Annotated in this window: 12 protein-coding genes; 4 read left to right on the forward strand and 8 right to left on the reverse strand. The window is 46.3% G+C overall.

Translation table 11 applies throughout. The features are described 5' to 3' along the window. The first annotated feature begins 5 nt into the window (after window positions 1–5). Both BLU97_RS02170 and BLU97_RS02175 read left to right on the forward strand, forming a co-directional pair. Window positions 6–1,007, forward strand: coding sequence for a glycoside hydrolase family 43 protein (locus BLU97_RS02170; protein WP_074760389.1), 1,002 nt, complete (start codon window positions 6–8; stop codon window positions 1,005–1,007). Beyond that, a complete protein-coding gene (locus tag BLU97_RS02175) occupies window positions 1,000–1,494 on the forward strand; it encodes an RNA polymerase sigma factor (RefSeq protein WP_074760042.1) in 495 nt (164 codons plus the stop codon). Before BLU97_RS02170 ends, BLU97_RS02175 begins: the two co-directional genes overlap by 8 nt. Here the strand turns inward: BLU97_RS02175 and BLU97_RS02180 are convergent. From BLU97_RS02180 to BLU97_RS02215, 8 genes are all read right to left on the reverse strand, one after another. Next, window positions 1,487–2,737, reverse strand: coding sequence for a M16 family metallopeptidase (locus BLU97_RS02180; RefSeq protein ID WP_074760043.1), 1,251 nt, complete (start codon window positions 2,735–2,737; stop codon window positions 1,487–1,489). The two genes, BLU97_RS02175 and BLU97_RS02180, sit on opposite strands and share 8 nt — an antisense overlap. 1 nt (window position 2,738) lies before the next feature. Beyond that, window positions 2,739–3,392 carry a 7-cyano-7-deazaguanine synthase QueC gene (queC, locus tag BLU97_RS02185; RefSeq protein ID WP_074760388.1) on the reverse strand — a complete coding sequence of 218 codons (654 nt, stop codon included), beginning with the start codon at window positions 3,390–3,392 and terminating at the stop codon, window positions 2,739–2,741. A 159-nt stretch (window positions 3,393–3,551) separates the two neighbouring features. Further along, complete coding sequence (locus BLU97_RS02190; RefSeq protein ID WP_254771640.1) at window positions 3,552–4,619, reverse strand: DUF4973 domain-containing protein; 1,068 nt, start codon at window positions 4,617–4,619, stop codon at window positions 3,552–3,554. A 30-nt stretch (window positions 4,620–4,649) separates the two neighbouring features. After that, complete coding sequence (locus BLU97_RS02195) at window positions 4,650–6,791, reverse strand: RagB/SusD family nutrient uptake outer membrane protein (RefSeq protein WP_410543893.1); 2,142 nt, start codon at window positions 6,789–6,791, stop codon at window positions 4,650–4,652. Between the two features lie 32 nt (window positions 6,792–6,823). Next, entirely contained in the window at window positions 6,824–9,940 is a 3,117-nt protein-coding gene (locus BLU97_RS02200) for a SusC/RagA family TonB-linked outer membrane protein (RefSeq protein ID WP_074760045.1), read from the reverse strand. 13 nt (window positions 9,941–9,953) lie between these two features. Continuing rightward, window positions 9,954–11,504, reverse strand: coding sequence for an IPT/TIG domain-containing protein (locus tag BLU97_RS02205; protein WP_074760046.1), 1,551 nt, complete (start codon window positions 11,502–11,504; stop codon window positions 9,954–9,956). 18 nt (window positions 11,505–11,522) lie between these two features. After that, complete coding sequence (locus tag BLU97_RS02210) at window positions 11,523–14,060, reverse strand: glutaminase family protein (protein ID WP_074760047.1); 2,538 nt, start codon at window positions 14,058–14,060, stop codon at window positions 11,523–11,525. A 35-nt stretch (window positions 14,061–14,095) separates the two neighbouring features. Further along, window positions 14,096–15,532: a glycoside hydrolase family 76 protein gene (locus BLU97_RS02215; protein ID WP_074760048.1), complete on the reverse strand. Its 1,437-nt coding sequence runs from the start codon at window positions 15,530–15,532 to the stop codon at window positions 14,096–14,098. A gap of 237 nt (window positions 15,533–15,769) precedes the next feature. Here BLU97_RS02215 and BLU97_RS02220 point away from each other — a divergent pair, with 237 nt between their 5' ends. Together BLU97_RS02220 and BLU97_RS02225 are read left to right on the forward strand one after the other, a co-directional pair. Next, window positions 15,770–18,382 carry a GH92 family glycosyl hydrolase gene (locus BLU97_RS02220; protein WP_074760049.1) on the forward strand — a complete coding sequence of 871 codons (2,613 nt, stop codon included), beginning with the start codon at window positions 15,770–15,772 and terminating at the stop codon, window positions 18,380–18,382. Then, a complete protein-coding gene (locus BLU97_RS02225; protein ID WP_074760050.1) occupies window positions 18,379–20,220 on the forward strand; it encodes a sensor histidine kinase in 1,842 nt (613 codons plus the stop codon). The genes BLU97_RS02220 and BLU97_RS02225 overlap by 4 nt, the downstream gene beginning before the upstream one ends. Window positions 20,221–20,230 lie beyond the last annotated feature (10 nt).

Genomic DNA, 20,230 nt, shown 5'->3' on the forward strand with positions numbered 1-20,230 from the left:
TGAATATGAAACCACGCTATCTTTATCCAAAAGATTATTATGCAGACCCATCTGCTAATGTGTTTAATGGTAAGCTTTATGTATATCCCTCACACGACTGGGAGGCTGGTGCTGCTTTCGACGACGACGGCGGTCACTTCCAGATGAAAGACTATCACGTTATCTCTATGGAAGACGTAGAGAATGGCGAGGTAACCGACTATGGCAAGATTCTGGATGTTGCAGACGTAAAGTGGGCCGAAAAGCAGATGTGGGATAACGACTGCGTAGAGAAGAATGGTAAGTATTACCTGATTTTCTCGGCTAAGGACTACAATGGTGTATTCCACCTGGGTGTAGCTGTTGCTGATAAGCCCGAAGGTCCATTCATTCCACAGGATCAGCCTATCCGCGGTTCGTTCTCTATCGACCCTAGCGTGTTTAAAGATGACGACGGACAGATTTACTGCTACTTTGGCGGATTGTGGGGCGGACAGCTACAGTGGTATCAGGCTCCTGAGAAGCTGGTGAAGGAAGGTATTGACCTTGGTCCTGCCGCTGACAAGAAAACTCAGTTGTTTGCACCTGCTGATGTGCCTGCCCTGTCGAGCTTTGTAGTTAAGATGAGCGACGACGTGCTGCAGTTCTCTGAGGCTCCACGTAGCGTAGTAGTGGTAGATAAGGACGGACAGCCCTTGAAGGCTGGCGATCCTCACCGCTTCTTCGAGGCTTCATGGATGCATAAGTACAATGGTAAGTATTACTTCAGCTACTCAACAGGCGACAGCCACATGCTGTGCTACGGTATCGGCGACAATCCTTACGGACCTTTCACCTATCAGGGTGTGATTCTTGATCCCGTTGTAGGTTGGACTACCCACCACTCTATCGTAGAGTACAAGGGCGAGTGGTTCCTGTTCTATCACGACTGCGTACCTTCTAACGATATTACCCATCTGCGTTCGCTCAAAGTACAGCGTTTGTTCTATAACGAGGATGGAACTATTCAAAAGGTTGTGAATGATTAATCACCAATTTATAACCAATTATTACATTACTCATCGCGACGAGTTGCTGACTTATGTCAGTACTCGTCTTGGTGGCAGAGCAGAGGCAGAAGACGTGGTTCAGAACGTGTTTCTGCGTCTGCTCACTTCCACCAAATTAATCACCGAAACCACCTTACCAGCCTTGGCATATACCACAGCACGACACATGATATGCGACTTTTACCGTCGACGTATCAACGCCAACGACTACGAGCATTATATCCGAGAGGTATGTAGCGAGGAGCTTTCGGCCGATTCTGTTTACTCCATCAGAGAGATAACCGAACAGCTGGAACGCGGACTGGCACGACTGCCAGAGAACTGTCGCGAGGTGTATCGTCTACATATCTACGATGGTATGAAGGTGAGCGAGATTTCCGATTTCTTAGGCGAGAACTACAAGAGCGTAGAGTATTGCTTAGGTACTGCCCGCAAGGCCATGCGCCAGTACTTGCGCGCTATTTGAATATCAAAGTAGAGAGTTTATCGGCAGCAAACAACTCGTTTGCAACCTTCAGTACGTCGTCAACTGTTACCTTATCGATACTATCAAACAGCTTTTCAACGTTTTTCTCCCAACCATAATGCAGGAAACTCTTACCAAAGTCGAGTGCAAACTGTTCGCGATTATCGCACGCAATGGCTATCTGACCTTTCAACTGCTGCTTGGCTTTCTGTAAGGCGTTGTCGCTCAGTGGTTTCTGCATCACCTTATCCAGTTCGCGGCGCACCAGTCGGAGGCATTTACGTACATCGTGTGGGTCGCAACCAAAATAAATGCTCCACATGCCAGTATCGCTATAGCTTACCATGGTACTCTCAACGGTATAAACCAAGCCATTACGCTCGCGCAAAGCCAGGTTCAAACGGGCATTCATGCTGGGTCCGCCAAGAATGTTATTCAACAGATACAAAGGGATGCGCAAAGGATGATGGATGTCGTAGCTACGTGTACCTAACATCACATGTGCCTGGTGCGAACCAATATCCTTAGTTATCTCTCTAGCCCCCTGGCCGAATCGACCAGGCGTGCTGGAACAGCCAGCACCACTAGAAGAACTAGCCATACTAGTACTGCTAGATACCCCCACCATCGCCGACGATACCAACCTTATCACACGTTTGAAGTCCACATTGCCATATACAAAGAAAATGGCGTTGTCAGGACGGTAGTTACGCTTTACAAATCGTAAGGCATCAGCGGTTTTATAGGTACGCAGCTGATCGGCATTACCTAAGATATTATGCCCCAGGGGATGACCCTCGAACAGCATATTCTCGAACTCATCGTAAATCAGCTCGGCAGGCGAGTCGTTATAACTCTCAATCTCATCGCAGATAACCTCTACCTCCTTATCAATCTCGTGCTGGGGATAGGTGCTGTGAAACACCATATCGGTAAGCAGCGAGATGGCTTTGGCTATATGCTCCTTCTGGATGGCAGAATAAAACGTGGTATCCTCCTTATTGGTAAAGGCATTCAGGTCGCCACCCAACTGCTCCAGACCGTTGATAATCTGGATGGCGTTGCGATGCTCGGTGCCCTTAAACGTCAGATGCTCGCAGAAGTGAGCCATACCCTCCTCGCCAGGCAACTCATCGCGTGTACCGGCAGCTATCTGGTAACCGCAGTAAACCACCTCGGCCACCGAGGGCTTGTGGATAATGCGCAAACCGTTTGCAAGGGTATAAGTATTGTAGGTAGCCATATTAATCTTCGTATTCAGTAGGATCGTCGATGCCTGCATCGCTCAAGGCTTCCTTGCGCTCAACACAGGTGCCGCACTTGCCGCAATGCTTGTCGCCACCACGATAGCACGACCAGGTTTTGCTGTAGTCGACACCCAACTCCTTACCACGGGCAGCAATCTGGCCCTTGGTCATATTGCAGTATGGCGAGAGCAAACGCACGCCATTAAAGGTACCAGCCTGGGCAGTCTTATCGAAAGCATCAACAAACTCAGGGCGACAATCGGGGTAGATGGTGTGGTCGCCACCATGATTGGCCATCATCACATACTGCAGATCGTTACTCTCGGCCATACCTGTGGCAACGGCCAGCATAATGCCATTACGGAAAGGCACCACCGTAGATTTCATATTCTCGCTGGCATAATGCCCCTCGGGAATAGCCTCATCGCCCGACAGCAATGAACTACGGAAATACTCTCCCATAAACTTCAAGGGGATAACCAGATGCTTGATACCCAACTGGTCGCAATGGTACTTAGCAAAGGGAATCTCCTTGGCATTATGATTACTGCCATAATCGAATGATATGGCCAGCGCAATACGCTCCTGATAGTCGTAGAGCAGTGTGGTAGAATCCATACCACCGCTCAAAATGATGATACTGTCTTTCATCTTCTTATTATTTTGGATGCAAAGGTACGATTTAGCCGCCATAATACCAAGGATTTTCATCTTTTTTTATTGACAATCCAGCAAAATAATAAGCACGCCCGTTCCTATTTTGTCAGCAGGCGTGCTTATTGTCGTTAGTGGTCGGTAACAACCATCAAATTACCATTCTATCTGATCTTCTTCTGGCATCTGAGTATTCAGTTTACGCTCCATGGTCAGTGTACCCTTGACATGATAAGGGAAGCTACACCCCTGTGCCATCGTATAATCTGTGAAATGATAATCAATGTCCTGAATGATAACAGTACGTCGACGGATGTATGACTCTGTAGCATCATCTTCCTCAAGGATTCTGAACTGCGCCTGTTCGGCAGTAAAATTCAGATTGGGGTTATCGGTTGTAAAAGTGACGGTACCCGTCCTGGTACTACCTGTATGATATGCAAAATGCGCATAGACCTTATAGTTCTCTCTATCCAAGCGACTTTCGTCGTTGTTACCAGCATAGAAGAATGCCGTATTTTCGTCGATAGCGTAGAGTTGAACAGCATTCTGCATCGCACCAGCCTGGCCTTCATCCCTACCATCGGACTGTACCAAGTAGAAATGCAGGTTACCAGACTCATAGGCACCAGAGAACAGCGTATAAGGCAGAATTCGTAATAATGCCTTGGCATAATTCTTACGGGGATGGCGTTGGTAGCCGTATTCATCCTTTTCTACAATGGTCAATGGCAATACATAGCGGTTAACGAAGTTTGCATTGCGGAAATCCAGATTGATATGCAGCATAGCAACATCCTGTCCAGAAGAAATGTGCAGAACCTCGTCGAACGATGCCAATGGCGCCATATCGGTATAATAGAGTTCTTTACGCGTATTGAAACGTGCATAATTCAGAGTCTGTAATGTATCTGGGTCATGAGCGATATGGATATCCAAATCCTTTTCGTTATGGGTTGAACCACTGACAATAACAGGTAACTCATAACTTGACAGTCCCTCTGCACCATAACGAGGTGTGCCATCATCGTTGGAACGCGTCAGAGGTACATAGACTGTAGTGACACCTACACTATTGCCTTCGGTATCTAACGGCGCCTTGAAACTGATATAGTGCTCGTATTGCTCATCCACCCAATCATCGTTGCAACTGCTGAGGAATACGATGGCACAGCAGCATACAGAACTTGCCAGCAGAAAAGTCTTAATCTTATTACTCATCATAATTCTTAAAAATTAATTGTCAATACCTCGTTAATCGTTGTACTTCCATCCAGGGTTCTGAACCAGTTTGTTATTGTGCTTCAGCTCACTGAAGTGGATGGGCCAGAAATACATCTTCTCAGAGAAGACCGTAGGCAGGGAGGTTATCTGCACTACGTTCTGGAACTGGTCGCGCTGTGCACTCGTCATCATGACGTTACATCCATAGATTGGTTTGGCCAATTCTACAGGAGCGTCCATCCATCGGCGCAGATCGTAGTATCGTTTGCCTTCAGCCAGGAACTCAATCATACGCTCTCGCTTGATCTTACTACGTAACACATCCTGATTGGCATATTCTGCGTCTTGATAGTCAGGAAGACCGGCACGGATGCGGACAGGACGTATGCCGCGCTTGATTTCGTCGATGTCACGACTGATCGTATAAGTCTGCGCCCCATTCCAGGATTTCATCTGGTAGGAACCATGGAGCTCATTCAAAGCCTCAGCATACATCAACAGAATATCGGCATAACGGATAGCTGGTTCGTACTTATTTGTAATATGCCCCCAGTCATTTTCGCCAGTCTGATAATCTGCTGGATTAACAAACTTCATGACGCCGATACCTGTACGCAGATAACGCGATGTGTTAGAGTAGCCATTGTTGCGCTCTGCGCCTGATGCACGGTAATAGAATATCTGAGGATAGTGGTCGTTCTCATTGGGATTATTGTTCCACCACCGTAAACCGTTATAAGCTACGCTGGCATAAAAACGAGGCTCACGATTGGCATACTGTAAAGACACATTACTATATAGAGGTTTGTGTTGGTTATAATTCTGTGCAGTAGTCCATCCTGTTACGCGCGTTGAGCCATCTCCCTCGCCATACTCGCTGTCTTTGCCTGGGCAATCAGATCCATCGCTCATGTAGTAGGCATCCACCATCTTCTGTGTCAAAGCATGGCAATTCCACCCATGAAGTGGTGAACTTGGCATCTGATGCGCTACAAAGGATTTGATTTCGTCACCCAGATTATAACCACGTGTGAAGATGATTTCTGTATTGCCAGTAAGGCCGATCTCACCATCGAACAGACGACGGTAACTGAGATAAGGGTCAATATCGGCATAGCCATCAGGCCAGTTTTTCTCTGAGAAGTCGCCATCACGAGGCGGAGTAATCGTTTCAGGCATCTCATTGGTGCCATTCACAACTACGCCATAATGATATAGTTCATAATGCGCATTACACTCCATGACATCGCGACAGGCGGCAGCTGCACGAGCCCACTTCGATTCGTCATATTCGCGACCAAGCAGCGGTGTTCCATCTTTATTCACCAACTCGCGCGCAAATAAATCTGTCACCTGCGAGGGATGAGTACCATTTAGCAGCTGACCATTAGCCAATGGACTGGCAGCATAGATATAAGCCAGTGCACGAACTGCGAGTGCCGCTCCTTTGGTAGGACGAACGATAAACTCTGCATCTGTATTATTAGGAGCTTCAAAACGGTTCCAGTCTTTCATCTCGTCGACAGCCTTCAGCATCTCGTCTGCAATGAAGGTAGCACACTGCTCATAACTACTGCGAGGAATAGCCAGTTCTTCATACTGCTGCGTATAGTCGGCACCTTCGTCGGGCATAATGGGTACTGGTCCATATTTGCGCAGCAGAAGCCAATAATAATAAGCACGCACAAAGCGAGCCTGTCCCTTGAAGTCGGCACGTTCCTCATCAGTCATTTTCACATTACGGTCGATATTATGGATGAAGATAGAGGCCTGATAGATGCCCTTATAGGCATCAATCCAAGCATTCTTACCAACTTCTTCGTCGTAATCGCCCAACATCAGGGCATTGAAACTTGTACGAGCATTACCATCCAAATCCAGTTTCGAATCACGATCTCCGAAGACCATGTCGTCGCCAAAGCATTGGAAAAAAGCCCCATCAACACCAGTGTCTTTTGTTTTACAGTCGGCCAGAGGTCCTTTCAGGAAAGCAAATGATTGTGCAAGCCATCCCAACGACTGATTTCTGTCTGTGAAGACAGACTCTATCGAACGACGGTCATCGAAATACTTGTCAGAGTCTAATTCGTTGGCGCAACTGGTGAGGGTTGCTATCATGCAGCAGCATAGCGAACCACCCAACACTATTTTTTTCATATATCTTGTATTCATAATCATCTATTATTAATTATCAAATATCCTTCTTACAGGTTTACCTGTATACCCATGGTCACCGACTTAGTAATAGGATAAGCCTCACCATTAGAGCTACCCATTTCTGGATCCCACAGTTTAAACTTCGACCATGTCATTAAGTTAGAACCCTGAATATAGATACGAATATCATTGAAGTGGTATTTGTTAACCCACTGCTTGGGTAGCGTATAGCCGAAATCAACATTCTTCAGACGTAGATAGCGACCGTCTCGCATCCAAAAGGTTGAGGCACGGTAGTTATTGCGACTCTCATTGTTTGTCACATAATCAAGTCGTGGATAGGACGCATTGGGATTTTCGTTGGCAGGTATGCCTAACAGGTCGGCAGTCTCATGGTCTACCCATCGGTTGTCGACCAGATCAGAGAATATCTGACCATAGCGTTCCTGACTGAAAGCATAGACACACTTGCCGTCAATCATGAAAGTGGACTTTCCTGCACCCTGGAACAACAGATTCAAATCGAAACCTTTCCACATGATTGACAAACCTAAGCCGTAGTAAAGGTTTGGCGTACGTGTGGCACCTATAGCTACCACATCATTATCGTCTACCACGCCATCACCATTCACATCCTTATACTTGATGTCACCAGGCATCACCGATCCGAACATCTGCTTCGGACTATTACGTATGTCTTCAAAATCGCGGAACAAGCCATCGGCCACCAGACCACGCAACTGGTCAACATAATACCCCGTCTGATACTGGTAAGGATAAGGACTGTCTTCTACATCATAGTCCAATATCTCATTCTTTGAGTAGGTGAAGTTTCCACGAATGGTAAATCCAACTTCTCCTATGCGGTCTTCGTACTTGAAGTTACCATCAAAACCCTGTGAGCGCACTGAGCCGACATTGGCCCAAGGACTACTCTCCAGTCCGATAATGCTGGGTAAGTAATTTCGAGCCATGTAGATACCTGTACGCTTTTCATTGAAGTAGTCAACGGTCAGCGACAGTCTATTATGGAACAATACCAGGTCGATACCTATGTCATTTTTACGGGCTATTTCCCAAGTAACATTGGGTGATGCCATCGCTGAGTAATGGTAACCCTGTGTATATTCCGAACGTGTCGCATGGTCAGCCGTACCAAAATTATAGACTCCATCGCCTGTCGGATCTATCGTATAGAGGTAAGGGAAACGGGTTGGAGAATAGTCATTACCCACCTTACCATATGAATAACGTATCTTAAACATATCAAGCCAAGGAAATCTCTTCTGGATCCAAGGCTCTTCAGCCACGTTCCATGCTAATGAGTAAGCAGGAAAGAAACCAAAACGATGACTGTCAGCAAAATTCTCTGAACCATTGTAACCGAAGTTACAGTCTACAAAGTAACGGTTATCGTAGTTATAGGTCAGCTGACCTGCCAATGCCATATACTTACGTGATACACTATTCTTGATATCCTCACCTATATTCTGTGTCTGGATATTCTCATCATAGGTGTACTTCAGATTAGCACCCACATTATGTACCTGCAGGAATGAACGATTCCAATGCAATAAGAGGTCTAGGAAATCGCGGCGTGAACCATTATTGCCTGACGACTGATGCATATCGACCTTATCTTTGATTTTGTCGAAGATAATCTCACCAGTTTCCTTATCACGACCGTTGGCATACCAGCGTTCTGGCTGCTGATCATGGTTTATCCAGTTGTAATTATAGGTATCATAGCCAAAACGTCCTGTGAATTTCAAGCCTTTCGTTATGAAACTCAGATCCTGCTCCAATGTCACGTTGGTCTGAACATTATTGTTCCACTCCTCGTGGTAACCAGTCTGAGTCGTCATAACCCAAGGATTGGTACGCGAATCATTACGGCCAATGTTTATCATAGGTACGTAACCATTCGAATAAACCACTGGTGTCAGAATCGCATTATAACCGAACAGCGAATTCCAGGTGTCGGTATCACCCATACCAGGAGCATTACGCTTAGAGAGATCGCCACCAATACCCAATTTCAGCACTGTGGTCGGAGTTATGTCGATATCCAGATTCACTCGATAGTTCCAACGCTTGTAATTGGCATTAGTATCGTACTTATCTTTCAGGGTGGTATCTGTCTTGTACATACCCTCATCCTCTACATAGCTGATAGAAGCATAATAACGTGATGTGCTACCACCACCGCTTAGGTTGACATTTCCACGATAGCTAAACGCACCATCTTTCAGAATAAGATCTTTCCAGTTTACATTGGGATAGAGGTCTGGATCCATGCCGCTACGGAAGAGTTCAATTTCCGTTGGAGAATAATACCATCCTTTGTTACGGGTAAGATAGGCCTCATTCAACAGATTGGCGTAGGTAACACCATCTACGAATTCAGGTGTAATCGTGCGTGTATTGTATGAGGTTTCAAACTTACCGTTAATCTTTATCTTACCATCTTTACCATGTTTGGTAGTAATGAGAACAACACCATTTGCACCTTTAGAGCCATAGATTGCTGTGGCCGAGGCATCCTTCAATACAGAGAACGACTCAATATCTTCAATATTCAGATCGTCGATGTTGCTACGTTCAAAGCCATCCACCAGTATATAGGCTCCCCTACCGGCACCAAAGGTGGAAATACCACGAATCCAGAACTCTGATGTATTTTTTCCTGGTTGTCCACTGGTCTGCATAGCTATAATACCAGGCGCATTACCAGCCAGCACATTTGAGAGGTTTGACGAGCCATAATGCTTCATATCATCTATATTCACGTTCGTAACAGCACCTGTCAGAGTCAGTTTCTTCTGACTTCCCATAGCAGTTACCACTACTTCATCAACGGCATTTACCAGGTCCTGTTCCAGTACAACATTCAAAGGACGGCTGTTCTTAACGACCACTTCCTTTGTCTTGTATCCGAGATAAGAGAAGACGAGCGTCTGATACTCCTTGACTTTAATTCTGAAGTTACCATCCATATCGGCTATAACGCCCAATCCCTTCATATTCTTTACAATCACGTTGGCACCTATCAGTGGTTCACCCGCAATATCTGTTACCGTACCGGTCAACTCTACTTCGTTTTGTGCCCATATACTCATAGTAGTACCTACCAGCAGTATGAGCATTATGATATATTTCTTCATTGTCGCTTCTGTTTTATTTTATTGTTGACTCGTTATCATTATCATTGTTGTCATCAGTCTCCATGCCGATTCTACGTATTCTTGCATTATACTGATCCAGTACATAGAAGGCATCCTCGGCCTCATCATAGGCAATACCTGAGACATCACGGAAACGGGCCGTCTCTCGCAGATCGCCATCTTCTGTACCCCAAATGTTACCATTGGTTGACTTGCCGCGTCCAGCATAGGTACGTACAACGCCGTCGGGTGTCAGATAACGCACACAGAAGTTCTCACAGTCAGTAAAATAGAAGTCATAAACGTCATCACGTCCTTGTTTAACGTAGTCAGGGTTCTTAACGAAAACGCCATTATAGGGACGCTTGACGCGAGCTGCCGTACTAACAGCATCTACCCATCCAGAAGTTGATTCAGCACCAGCCACCGTATAGGGTACCATGAAACGATGGGTATTCTCGTCGTAGTCTGTACGCAGAATATAATGCTTGTTAACCACAACCAAATAGGCGTACTTTCCTGAAGGGTGAATACAGATACGGAACTCGTTGCCTGAGTCCTTAATCTGGAACACCTCCTCAAAGCCTGTTGACTTATCACTAGCGGATGACGATATGAGTTTGCCATCCCATTTCGGGGTTGAATTTCCTGAGCCTGGTATATAGCCCTTGGCGGCAAGATAGTTTTCCAGCTCAAAGCGGAACACCTGTCCCTGATTGTAGCTATTGAAGTAGATTTCGCCATTAGGATGAACAGCCACCGTATTACATTGTTTGAAGAATACCAGTTCCTGTGGAGTGGAATTGGCAAAGGAGCCATTGGCATTACGCTTCAACAGAAACACACTGGGGGTAATGAAGTCACGATCGTCGCGGTCAACAGCCACTAGCATATATTGTCCGTCCTTGCTGAAGTCGATGGCACGCAAACGGCGCGTACCAAAACCATTATACGACATCAACTGGTAATACTGTTTGGTAGCAAAATCCAGAACCTCAATACCACGGTCTGATTCATCATAAGCAATGTAGAGCAAATTTGGCTGCAGGGGATCATACACCATGGAGCCGAGATTTGTAAAGCCTGTACACTCGGCAAAAGAACCATATCGTGTTCCCTGGTCGCCTGTATCAACAGTCTTACCGCAAAGCGTGCTCACCACCTTTTTGCGCAGATAATTGAACTTCGTAGCAGCTGTAGTGCTATGCTCCGTACCATTGGAATCCTTCACTGTGACTACGATTTCTCCAGTGAAAGCGCTGGACGGAACAAAACAGTAAATTTTGTCACCAGCAACACTGACAACAACAGCCTTCTTGTTGCCAACGGTCACATTGACGGCGTTCTTGTCTGTACCGAAATTCTCACCATAAATAATCAAATCCTCCATAGCTCCTCCTTCAGTGGGAAAGAAATGAGAGATGGATATAGGCTTTGAAGGATCATAGGCAACAGGTCCCTCTTCCAAATCCTTCTCACTACATGCGGCGAAGCAGAGTGACAGAAATGCCAGAAGAAAACCATAAAGATTTACCTTCTTGAAAATAAGATTTGTTGTATTCATAAATTTATTGTTTTAGATTTATCTTCTTTTTGCTTTACTACCTGTTTCTGGAGTGGCAGTCAGTTTGTTAACCAGTACGCGCATCCAGTAACCGCCGAGAACGCTTCGTGCCTTAAAACCAGCCATTAATCCTGTCTTTGTATCATACCAGTCGCTGGTAGGTACGCGGCTCTCAGTCTCGTTCATATATTTATAGAGAGGTTCTACGAACTGGTTGAAGGTCTTCTGATCTTTAGCCATACCAGCAGTCCACATAATCCAGTCGCTTTTGGTATAATCGCGGCGACAATCGAGAGGTAGTCCATACTTGTTCTGCTTAGTCAGATAATATTTCACCTCACGATCCATAGCTCCGTTGGGGAAGATATTCAGATTCCACAATTTGTCCCATACCATATTGTATTTCTGGCTCCATGTGTTTTCACGATCGAAAGCCAGGCGGTAATGGTCTCCCTCACGGGCAGTCTTCTCCCACAGAATAGCCATCTCGCGTGCACGATTCATATATTTCTCATAAACATCGGTCAGACCTTTCTGCTGAGCCATTAAAGCATAACCTGCCACACCCATAATAGCCTTAACACTCAGATTGGCATTATGTGCCCAGTGGCCGGCAAAGTCGTCGGTACAAAGTTGGTTGGCAGGATCCTGCCCATTCTCAGACAGATAGTTAACCCAAGTGGTAATAATATCCCAATATTTATCCACATAGTTTGTGTTGCCATCTAACTGACAGATGGTAGCAGCCAGCGTAATCATATTGCCGGCTTCCTCCAACGGCATGTCGCCACCATACACCTGATGATTGGCTCGTGGATACTGTCCCAGATCGTGAGCAGCAAAAGGCTTTGTCCATCGGCCTGTATAACTATATTCAAAGATAGATGTCATCTGTGCTTTCTGCAATTCAGGGTTGTAGGCCAGGAACAGAGGAGCCTCGGGATAAGTCAGATCTACTGTATTTACACAACCGTTCGAATTATTTTCCTTTGAGAAGAACAGCAGGTTTCCTTCGTCATCGCGAAACAGTTTGTGGGCAGCAATAACATGACGATAACTAGCCGACAACACCTCTGCGTAGTGCTGGTTTCCAACCTTGACACCGTCATCATAAATCTGCTTGTCCAGCTGACGACAGCGATTCATGATGTTGCTGTACTCACGATTCATGCGCTGGAACATGTCGAAGATGCTGACAGAGCCCTCATGTGCCCAATAGCCTTTGTAACGTTTGTAGAAATATTCTATGTCTTCAATCTCATCGTAACCAATAAGTGCATAGGATGCACCCTGACTTACACGTCCAAAATCATGACGGTAAGCTAGTACGGGAGATTCTGAAGGCTTCTGTGCTACTACACGCTGATCACCTTCTGGAATCTGTCCATTACTGGTAAACTGCTGTCTCAGTTGATTCACCTTACAGATTGCCACCTCACCATTGATAGCTGGCATGTATAGATATCCCCAGTCGATGCAGATACCATCACCAGTTTTAGCCAGAATGGGTTGTTCTATGGTACCTGTCTTTAGATATTTCACGCCACGATGTTCTTCGGACGTAGTGATAGTGGGCTGAACAGCTTTGTTCACTGCCAGCAAAGGCGATGCCGTCAACAACAACTGTGCGTCGTGCTGCTGACCATCAATTGAACGTACCTGATAGCTGATATAGTTGACAGGAGCCGACAGCAGGTCGTAATCATCCATCAACATAGGGGCCGTAAACACCACATCCAACTCGACGGGACCGCAGTTAAAAGTATAATAGGTGTTTGTGGCCAGCACAGATACAGACTTCTGCTCAGCCTGCAGCACAGGACCACCAGCAGGTTTTAAGACCTTATACAGGCCGAAGTCGGTATAGGCGCCACCCGTAGTATTATGGCAATGGGTAGCAATGATGTTCTTTCCTGGCTTCAGTAACTTCTTGAGTTTGTTATCTAAAGGCAATCGGACACCTTCACGCCAGGTTTCACCAGTATCAGCCACCTTGGTGCCATTTATATAGAGTTCGAAAACGTCATCGTGCGAATAGATGAGCATCAGATCTTCCTGTAAATCTGCAGAAGACAAATCGATAGTACGACGCACATACAAGTCACTTTGCACATCGCGCCACTCCGTACGTACAAAAGCTTGATCGGGTGAACCAAAAGCTGCCGCTCCTTCCTGCCATTTGGCATCGTTAAAGGCAGGCTTCTGCCAACCGTCCTGTGGTTTCTGACGGGTGTAGCGTGCTTTCCAAGCGCTTTCGTCTGCCATGGGGGCGACTGCATCTAACACGTCACGATCTGCTCCCATGAAACAATAGGTCACACCATCCACACGGAGCCAGCCCTGCAGGGGCTTCTCATCGTTAGTCCAATGACGAGTTGTGCCCTCATTCAGTTTGTCATAAGGCGACCATATTGAGAAATATGGGTCGTTAACTACCAAAGGGACAGAAGGTAGTCGTAAATTTGTTTCCTGATAAGGCTGAAAGAATGCTTTGTTCTGTGCCATGACAGAGATGCCACAAACCAGGAAATCGATTAGTAATGTTAACTTTTTCATTTTTTAATTTTTAGTTTGATCATTATACTTTTTTTTTATTTTTCATTCTTGTTTTTTACGCTTACCAACATGCCATATTCTGATGCATAGGCAAAGGCAATAATTGCACGTACATCGTTTTTTGTATGGTTGGTATCCCATCCGTCTGTAAGTCCACGAGGCAGAGTACTCCGCAGCAGGAAGTTATCCCACGCATAGTCGAGGTTTGTCTGGAATGTCGCTACTCCCTCCTTTGTATCGATGCCAATACTACCAGCTGATATCCAACCACGCAGAAGCACATCATCAAACCAACGGCTAAAATCAGTATATGCATAATCCCAGTTCCCCTTTGAGTTCTTTTTGGGGAAATACGAGAATGTATCAGAATACAATTTACGAGTATCGTCGAGAAAACGCTGATCGTGGGTGAGCGCATAGATATCTACTCCACCACTTACCATCGTACCACTATTATAGGTATATTTAGTGCCGACAGCCCCCGTACCAGGATTTGAGCGGCGATACTTTACACCATCAATAATCTCATAGCGGATAGTATTGTTTGCTCCTACCATATCAAGATATACACCATCAGCATCACGGAGGTTATACTGCTGCCATTCGTATATCTTTCGAGCCATCATCAGATAATAATCTGCCTTTTTAGCGGTGATGTCCTGGCGTTTGCCATCTTTCTTGATAATACGATAGGTAATCTTGTCGTTCTTATCCTGATAATATGCTGCCAACCATACGAGTGGGGAAATGAAAGGAGCATTGCTACATGCATGCTTGCTACAATAAGACGGGCCCCATGTAATACCACCCACTTCGTTTCCCCAGGCATTCTCTTTGTCATCCAGGCTCCAGTCCCATCCATCAAGAACGTATGCTGTGAGATACTCGGCTTTATCCAGATATTTTCTCTCGCCCGTAACTCTCCATGAACGGAGTAGTTCGCGAATGATCCATTGCTGATCATCGTATACATTCTGGTCGCCATCAACATTGGCAGTACCTTTCACATCAGCACGGTGAACACCATAAACGGTCCACTCCTGATTATTGCGGGTATATGAAGTCAGTCTGAAAGTGCCAGCATAGTATTCCAATCCCTCATAAAGCTTTTCAAGTTGGGCCTTATAAGCTGTAGCCGAACCTTGTTTTGGAGTTTTGCCTACCTGAGCTAAAGCAGCATATCCTTCAAGAATACTGTTACACGCTTCGATAGCAGCTGTATAAGGCCACACATCAGCAACACCAGAAGCCTTGTCTGTTGATGGATTATACATGTCGGCCATCTTCATATCACCACTTATATAATGTTGCATAGCTGCATCAAAGAGAATGATAGCTCGAGTGAGATTTCGGGCATTTACATCATTATCCTTATTATATACTTTATTACCAGTACCACAACTGATTGTTGCGGTAAGCGCAATAGCAAGACAGGACTTAGTCAGAACTTGTTTTATCATTTTCTTATTCATATTGTTGTTCAGTTATATTTTTGTTATACACTCGTTACGATTTTTAGAAGTCGGTTTTCGAAATCGGGTGCAAAAATAGCTTTATGGGATTTATCAAGGGGTTATTTTGCGGTTATTTTGTAATATAATACAATAACCCTACCCGATTTTACCGTTTTTCCCTTCAAAAATGTTAGATATCGCAAATATCATCCTACCATTCGCTATCTTTTGGAGTTTTTTTCATATATTTGCAGCATGAAACTAAAAACGAAGATTTTAACCGTTTGTTTGCTACTCTGCTCAATGACGAGCTTGGCTGACGTTTGGCAATATGTTGATCCGCGTATTGGTAGTGAGGGTGTGGGAAGAACATTCCCAGGTCCGTCGATGCCTTTTGGTATGTGCAAACCCGGTCCCGACTGCACCGTTAAGCCCAATGCCGGTTGGGCCAAGATGCCCGAAGTGGTAACAGGCTTTTCGCAAACCCATGTGAGCGGCACAGGCGGCGGTCAGAAATATGGTAACATACTGATACAACCAGGCGTTACCCCCCAGAAGCGCAAAAGCGAGGAGTTTGCGCTGGGTTACTATGCTACTACATTCGAGAATGATATCCGTACAGAGATTACCACCTCGGAGCGTTGCGCCTTTTATCGCATACACTACCCTACAAATGGTTCGTTGCTGATTGATGCCACACATTACCTAGGTAAGAACCCTATTCCCGACCAGCGCGAGCAACAGCAGTTTATTGGTGGCGAGGTAGAGGTGGTGAACAATCACGAGGTACGCGGCTACACAAGGGTTCGTGGTGGTTGGAACAATGGCGATGCCTATACGGTGTACTTCTGCTTGGTAACAGATAAGGCATTTAAGCAGGCGAGCGAAAACACCATCGCTTTTGCCGATACCTTATTAAATATAAAGATAGGTATTTCGTACGTAAGCGAGCAACAAGCTAAGCGTAACATACCTGATGCAGACTTTGATACCCAGTTAAGTACCCTGCGCAATAGCTGGGAACAGTTGCTCAGTCACATCCAAATCAAAGGCTCAGAGGTTGATAAGCGCATGTTCTATACAGCCCTCTATCACACGATGATTATGCCTGTGGATAAATCAGGCGAGAATCCCAAATGGACAGAGAAGCCTTACTACGACGACTACTATGCCATCTGGGATACCTACCGTTCCAGCTCGCCACTCATCACCCTGATTGATCCCAAACGCGAGGCAGATATCGTCAACTCGCTGCTAAACATCTATAAACGCGAAGGTTATATGCCCGATGCCCGCAGCGGCGATTGCAACGGACGCACCCAAGGCGGTTCAAACGCCGAGGTGATGATTGCCGATGCTTTTGTCAAAGGCGTGGAGGGCATTGACTACAACTATGCCCTACAGGCCATGCTGAAGGATGCCGAGGTGGATCCAGGTGCCGACCACGAGAAACACGGTCGTGGCGGACTGCATGAGTACCTGAAATATGGTTATCTGCCTTATGGCATCGACCGTGCTGGCACGCGCACCATCGAGTATGCCTACAACGATTATTGCATTGCGCTGGTGGCTAAAGGCTTAGGCAGGATGGATGTTTACGACCGTTATCTGAAGCAGTCGCAGAACTGGAAAAACCTGTGGCGTGCCGACTATGAGTGGGACGATGTGAAAGGTTATATCATGCCCAAGGATGCCAACGGACAATGGCTCGATTCGGTGCCCTGGGGCAAGTCGAAGGTTTATCATCCGCTCATACCTTATACCCCTATCACCAAAGTGGCACCTTGGTATCTGCCTTGGTGGAGCACATTCTTCTACGAGGCCCTCTCTGCCGAGTATTCGCTCAGTATCCCTCACGATGTGCCAGGACTGATAGAGGCTTGTGGTGGCGCCGACACCTTCCGCAAACGATTGGATATGTTCTTTGATCGCAAGCGTTACAATGTGGGCAACGAACCTTCGTTCCTTACCCCCTGTCTGTATCACTGGATTGGCAGACCCGACCTGACTTCGGATCGTGTCCGCCAGATTATCAATGCCAACTATAACGATAAGCCCGATGGTCTGCCTGGTAATGATGATAGCGGTGCCATGTCGTCGTGGTTAGCCTTCCACATGATGGGTCTGTACCCCAATGCCGGACAGAGCTACTATCTGCTACATGCCCCACTGATTCCAGAGTGGACCCTGCAGCTATCCAACGGCAAAACGCTGCACGGCGTACTGAAAGGCAAGGGCACCCACTTTGAGAAGGTAACCCTGAATGGCCAGCTGCTTAACGATGCCCGATTGGAACATGCCGACCTGATGCAAGGTGGCGAGCTGGTGTTCTATGTATCGAAGAAGCGTGCAGAAGGGGGAAACAAAGTGTCTCCAAGTAAGAAACAAAGTGTTTCCAAGACAGAAACAACCAGTTTCCAAGTTGGAAACAACTTAAAAGCCACCCTCACTCCCTGCGGCAACATCAGCTTTACACTTAACCAGCAGCACCGCACCTGGCCTTTGGCCTATACCTGGAAGGGCGACACCTTAATATTTACCTGCAAAGAGGCTACTTACAGAATACCTCGCGCTGTGGTAGAGAATGGTAACGGTTTCTGCTGGGAGATGCCATCTGCCGATGGTGCCATCTACGAAGCCAAGGGCACGTTTGCCTTTATCTCGCAAAAGGCCTTAAAAACATTACAGGAAAAAGGCTACTTTATCTACGATGGTATTACCTGGCGAAAAACAGCCTCAACAAACGATACAATAAAAGTACGTGCTGATATCGATCTTACAGAAATGTGTATCTCACTGAAACACAATCTGCCTCTCGTGCTCGAAATGCGTAATAATCCTTTAGGTATCAATTGGCGTATGGAATGACAAAACGACTATTAATAGTTATCGCTCTGCTAACATGGGGCCTTGCACTCTATGCAGTTCGTGGCGGCGCTGCGGATATAAAACAAGAGAGTGAAGCGCGATGGCAGAAGATTGTGGCGCTTAAGAACTCATCGCAAACCCAACAGCTGGCCCAAGAGGCCAGTGTGCAAATGGAGTGGTTCGGCTCGCATGACGAGTGGGACAACTACTATCGTACCTGGCAACTAAAAGCCAACGCCCTGAGTGCACAAGGCAAACTGCAGACAGCATTGCAGGAAACACAGCGCATGCTGAGCGATGCCCAGGAGCGCGACAACAAGTTAGGACGTGCGATGGCCTATAAACAGATAGGTGTGATTTATCTGAACATGAAACAGACTGAGCCTGCCGTTGAGGCACTGAAGCACTATGCCGAGCTGATGAAGGACGAAGACGACTTTAACTCTATCAGCAATATCTACTACCGCATTGCCAAGGCCTACGATTATAACAAGCAATACCAGCAGGAACTGCAGGAAACCAACGAGTGGATGAGTTTTCTGATTACCAAGGTTGGCAAGGTTAAGAAACCACATGTTCGCGAATGCTATAACGCCTGCTATCTGGCACGTGCTGCCGCCTTTATCGGACTGAACAAACTTCATGATGCCAAAATGGCGCTCGATACCGCTAATCATCATGCCCACCTGATTAACACCTCGCTCAGTCTGCACCACTATTATAAGATGCAAGCCCGCTACCATATGGCAGCAGGCGATGCAGCCAACGCACTCCTTTATACCGACAGCGTAAAGTTTATTACCAACGAAAAGGACGATCATAACGACGAGATAAGAGCCCAGGCCCTGATGCAGTTAGGACGAGGGAACGATGCGGCACAGATTTATCAGCGCCTGTATCAGGAGAAAGACTCGGTGTTCAGTCACGAAGCACGTCAACACCTCGACGAGTTGAACACCATCTTCCAAGTAGATGAGCTCAAGGAAGAGCAGCAGCACGCCAAGTTCTTCTATACCGTGCTGGCCTCGGCTACTGTGGTGATAGCACTCCTGATACTGATGCTGTTTGGCTGGCGAACAGCTATCAGACTAAAGCGCATAAACGACAAACTGCGCATAGCCAACGAGAAAGCCGAAGTATCATCAAAGATGAAAAGCGAGTTTATCCGTAATATCTCTCACGAAATACGTACGCCGCTTAACATCGTATCGGGCTTTACTCAGGTACTCACCTCGCCCGAAATGGATCTGCCTAAGACGGAAAAGAAAGATATTCAGGAGCGGGTAACCGAGAATACCGACCGTATCACCAAGCTGATAGACCGCATGCTGATGATAAGCAACATTCACAGCGATGCAAAGATTGAACGCGAGGACCATACCGATATACAAACTATTGTGGCTCAGGCCATTAGTCATTCTGGCATAGAACTACACACACGCCCCACGAACAAAGAGGCAGCTGTGACGTTCAAGATACAGATAGATGCCGACACCAATGCACTTTCTGTGCAAACCCACAAGACGCATGCCTCGCGTATACTTGGACATCTGATGGAGAATGCCGTGAAGTTTACCCCCAAGGGCACCATCACTCTGCATACCAAGGTGATTGATGGTACGGTTCGTTTTATCGTTGAAGATACAGGTATCGGCATTCCTGCTAATCAGACCGAACACATCTTCGAAGAGTTTGTACAACTGAACGAGTTTGCCGATGGTACTGGCATCGGACTTACTGTAGCACGCTCTGTTGCCCAGCGATTGGGCGGCAACCTGTGGGTTGACACCGATTATAAACAAGGTGCACGTTTTATTTTTGAACTACTAAGATACTGATATAATTAAG

It is taken from the genome of Xylanibacter ruminicola (genome assembly GCF_900107775.1).
Taxonomy (GTDB): Bacteria; Bacteroidota; Bacteroidia; order Bacteroidales; family Bacteroidaceae; genus Prevotella; species Prevotella ruminicola_C.

Coding starts and splice junctions, on each gene's coding strand:
- BLU97_RS02170 (WP_074760389.1), top strand. CDS start 6: ATGAAACCACGCTATCTTTATCCAAAAGATTATTATGCAGACCCATCT.
- BLU97_RS02175 (WP_074760042.1), top strand. CDS start 1,000: ATGATTAATCACCAATTTATAACCAATTATTACATTACTCATCGCGAC.
- BLU97_RS02180 (WP_074760043.1), bottom strand. CDS start 2,737: ATGGCTACCTACAATACTTATACCCTTGCAAACGGTTTGCGCATTATC.
- queC (WP_074760388.1), bottom strand. CDS start 3,392: ATGAAAGACAGTATCATCATTTTGAGCGGTGGTATGGATTCTACCACA.
- BLU97_RS02190 (WP_254771640.1), bottom strand. CDS start 4,619: ATGATGAGTAATAAGATTAAGACTTTTCTGCTGGCAAGTTCTGTATGC.
- BLU97_RS02195 (WP_410543893.1), bottom strand. CDS start 6,791: ATGAATACAAGATATATGAAAAAAATAGTGTTGGGTGGTTCGCTATGC.
- BLU97_RS02200 (WP_074760045.1), bottom strand. CDS start 9,940: ATGAAGAAATATATCATAATGCTCATACTGCTGGTAGGTACTACTATG.
- BLU97_RS02205 (WP_074760046.1), bottom strand. CDS start 11,504: ATGAATACAACAAATCTTATTTTCAAGAAGGTAAATCTTTATGGTTTT.
- BLU97_RS02210 (WP_074760047.1), bottom strand. CDS start 14,060: ATGAAAAAGTTAACATTACTAATCGATTTCCTGGTTTGTGGCATCTCT.
- BLU97_RS02215 (WP_074760048.1), bottom strand. CDS start 15,532: ATGAATAAGAAAATGATAAAACAAGTTCTGACTAAGTCCTGTCTTGCT.
- BLU97_RS02220 (WP_074760049.1), top strand. CDS start 15,770: ATGAAACTAAAAACGAAGATTTTAACCGTTTGTTTGCTACTCTGCTCA.
- BLU97_RS02225 (WP_074760050.1), top strand. CDS start 18,379: ATGACAAAACGACTATTAATAGTTATCGCTCTGCTAACATGGGGCCTT.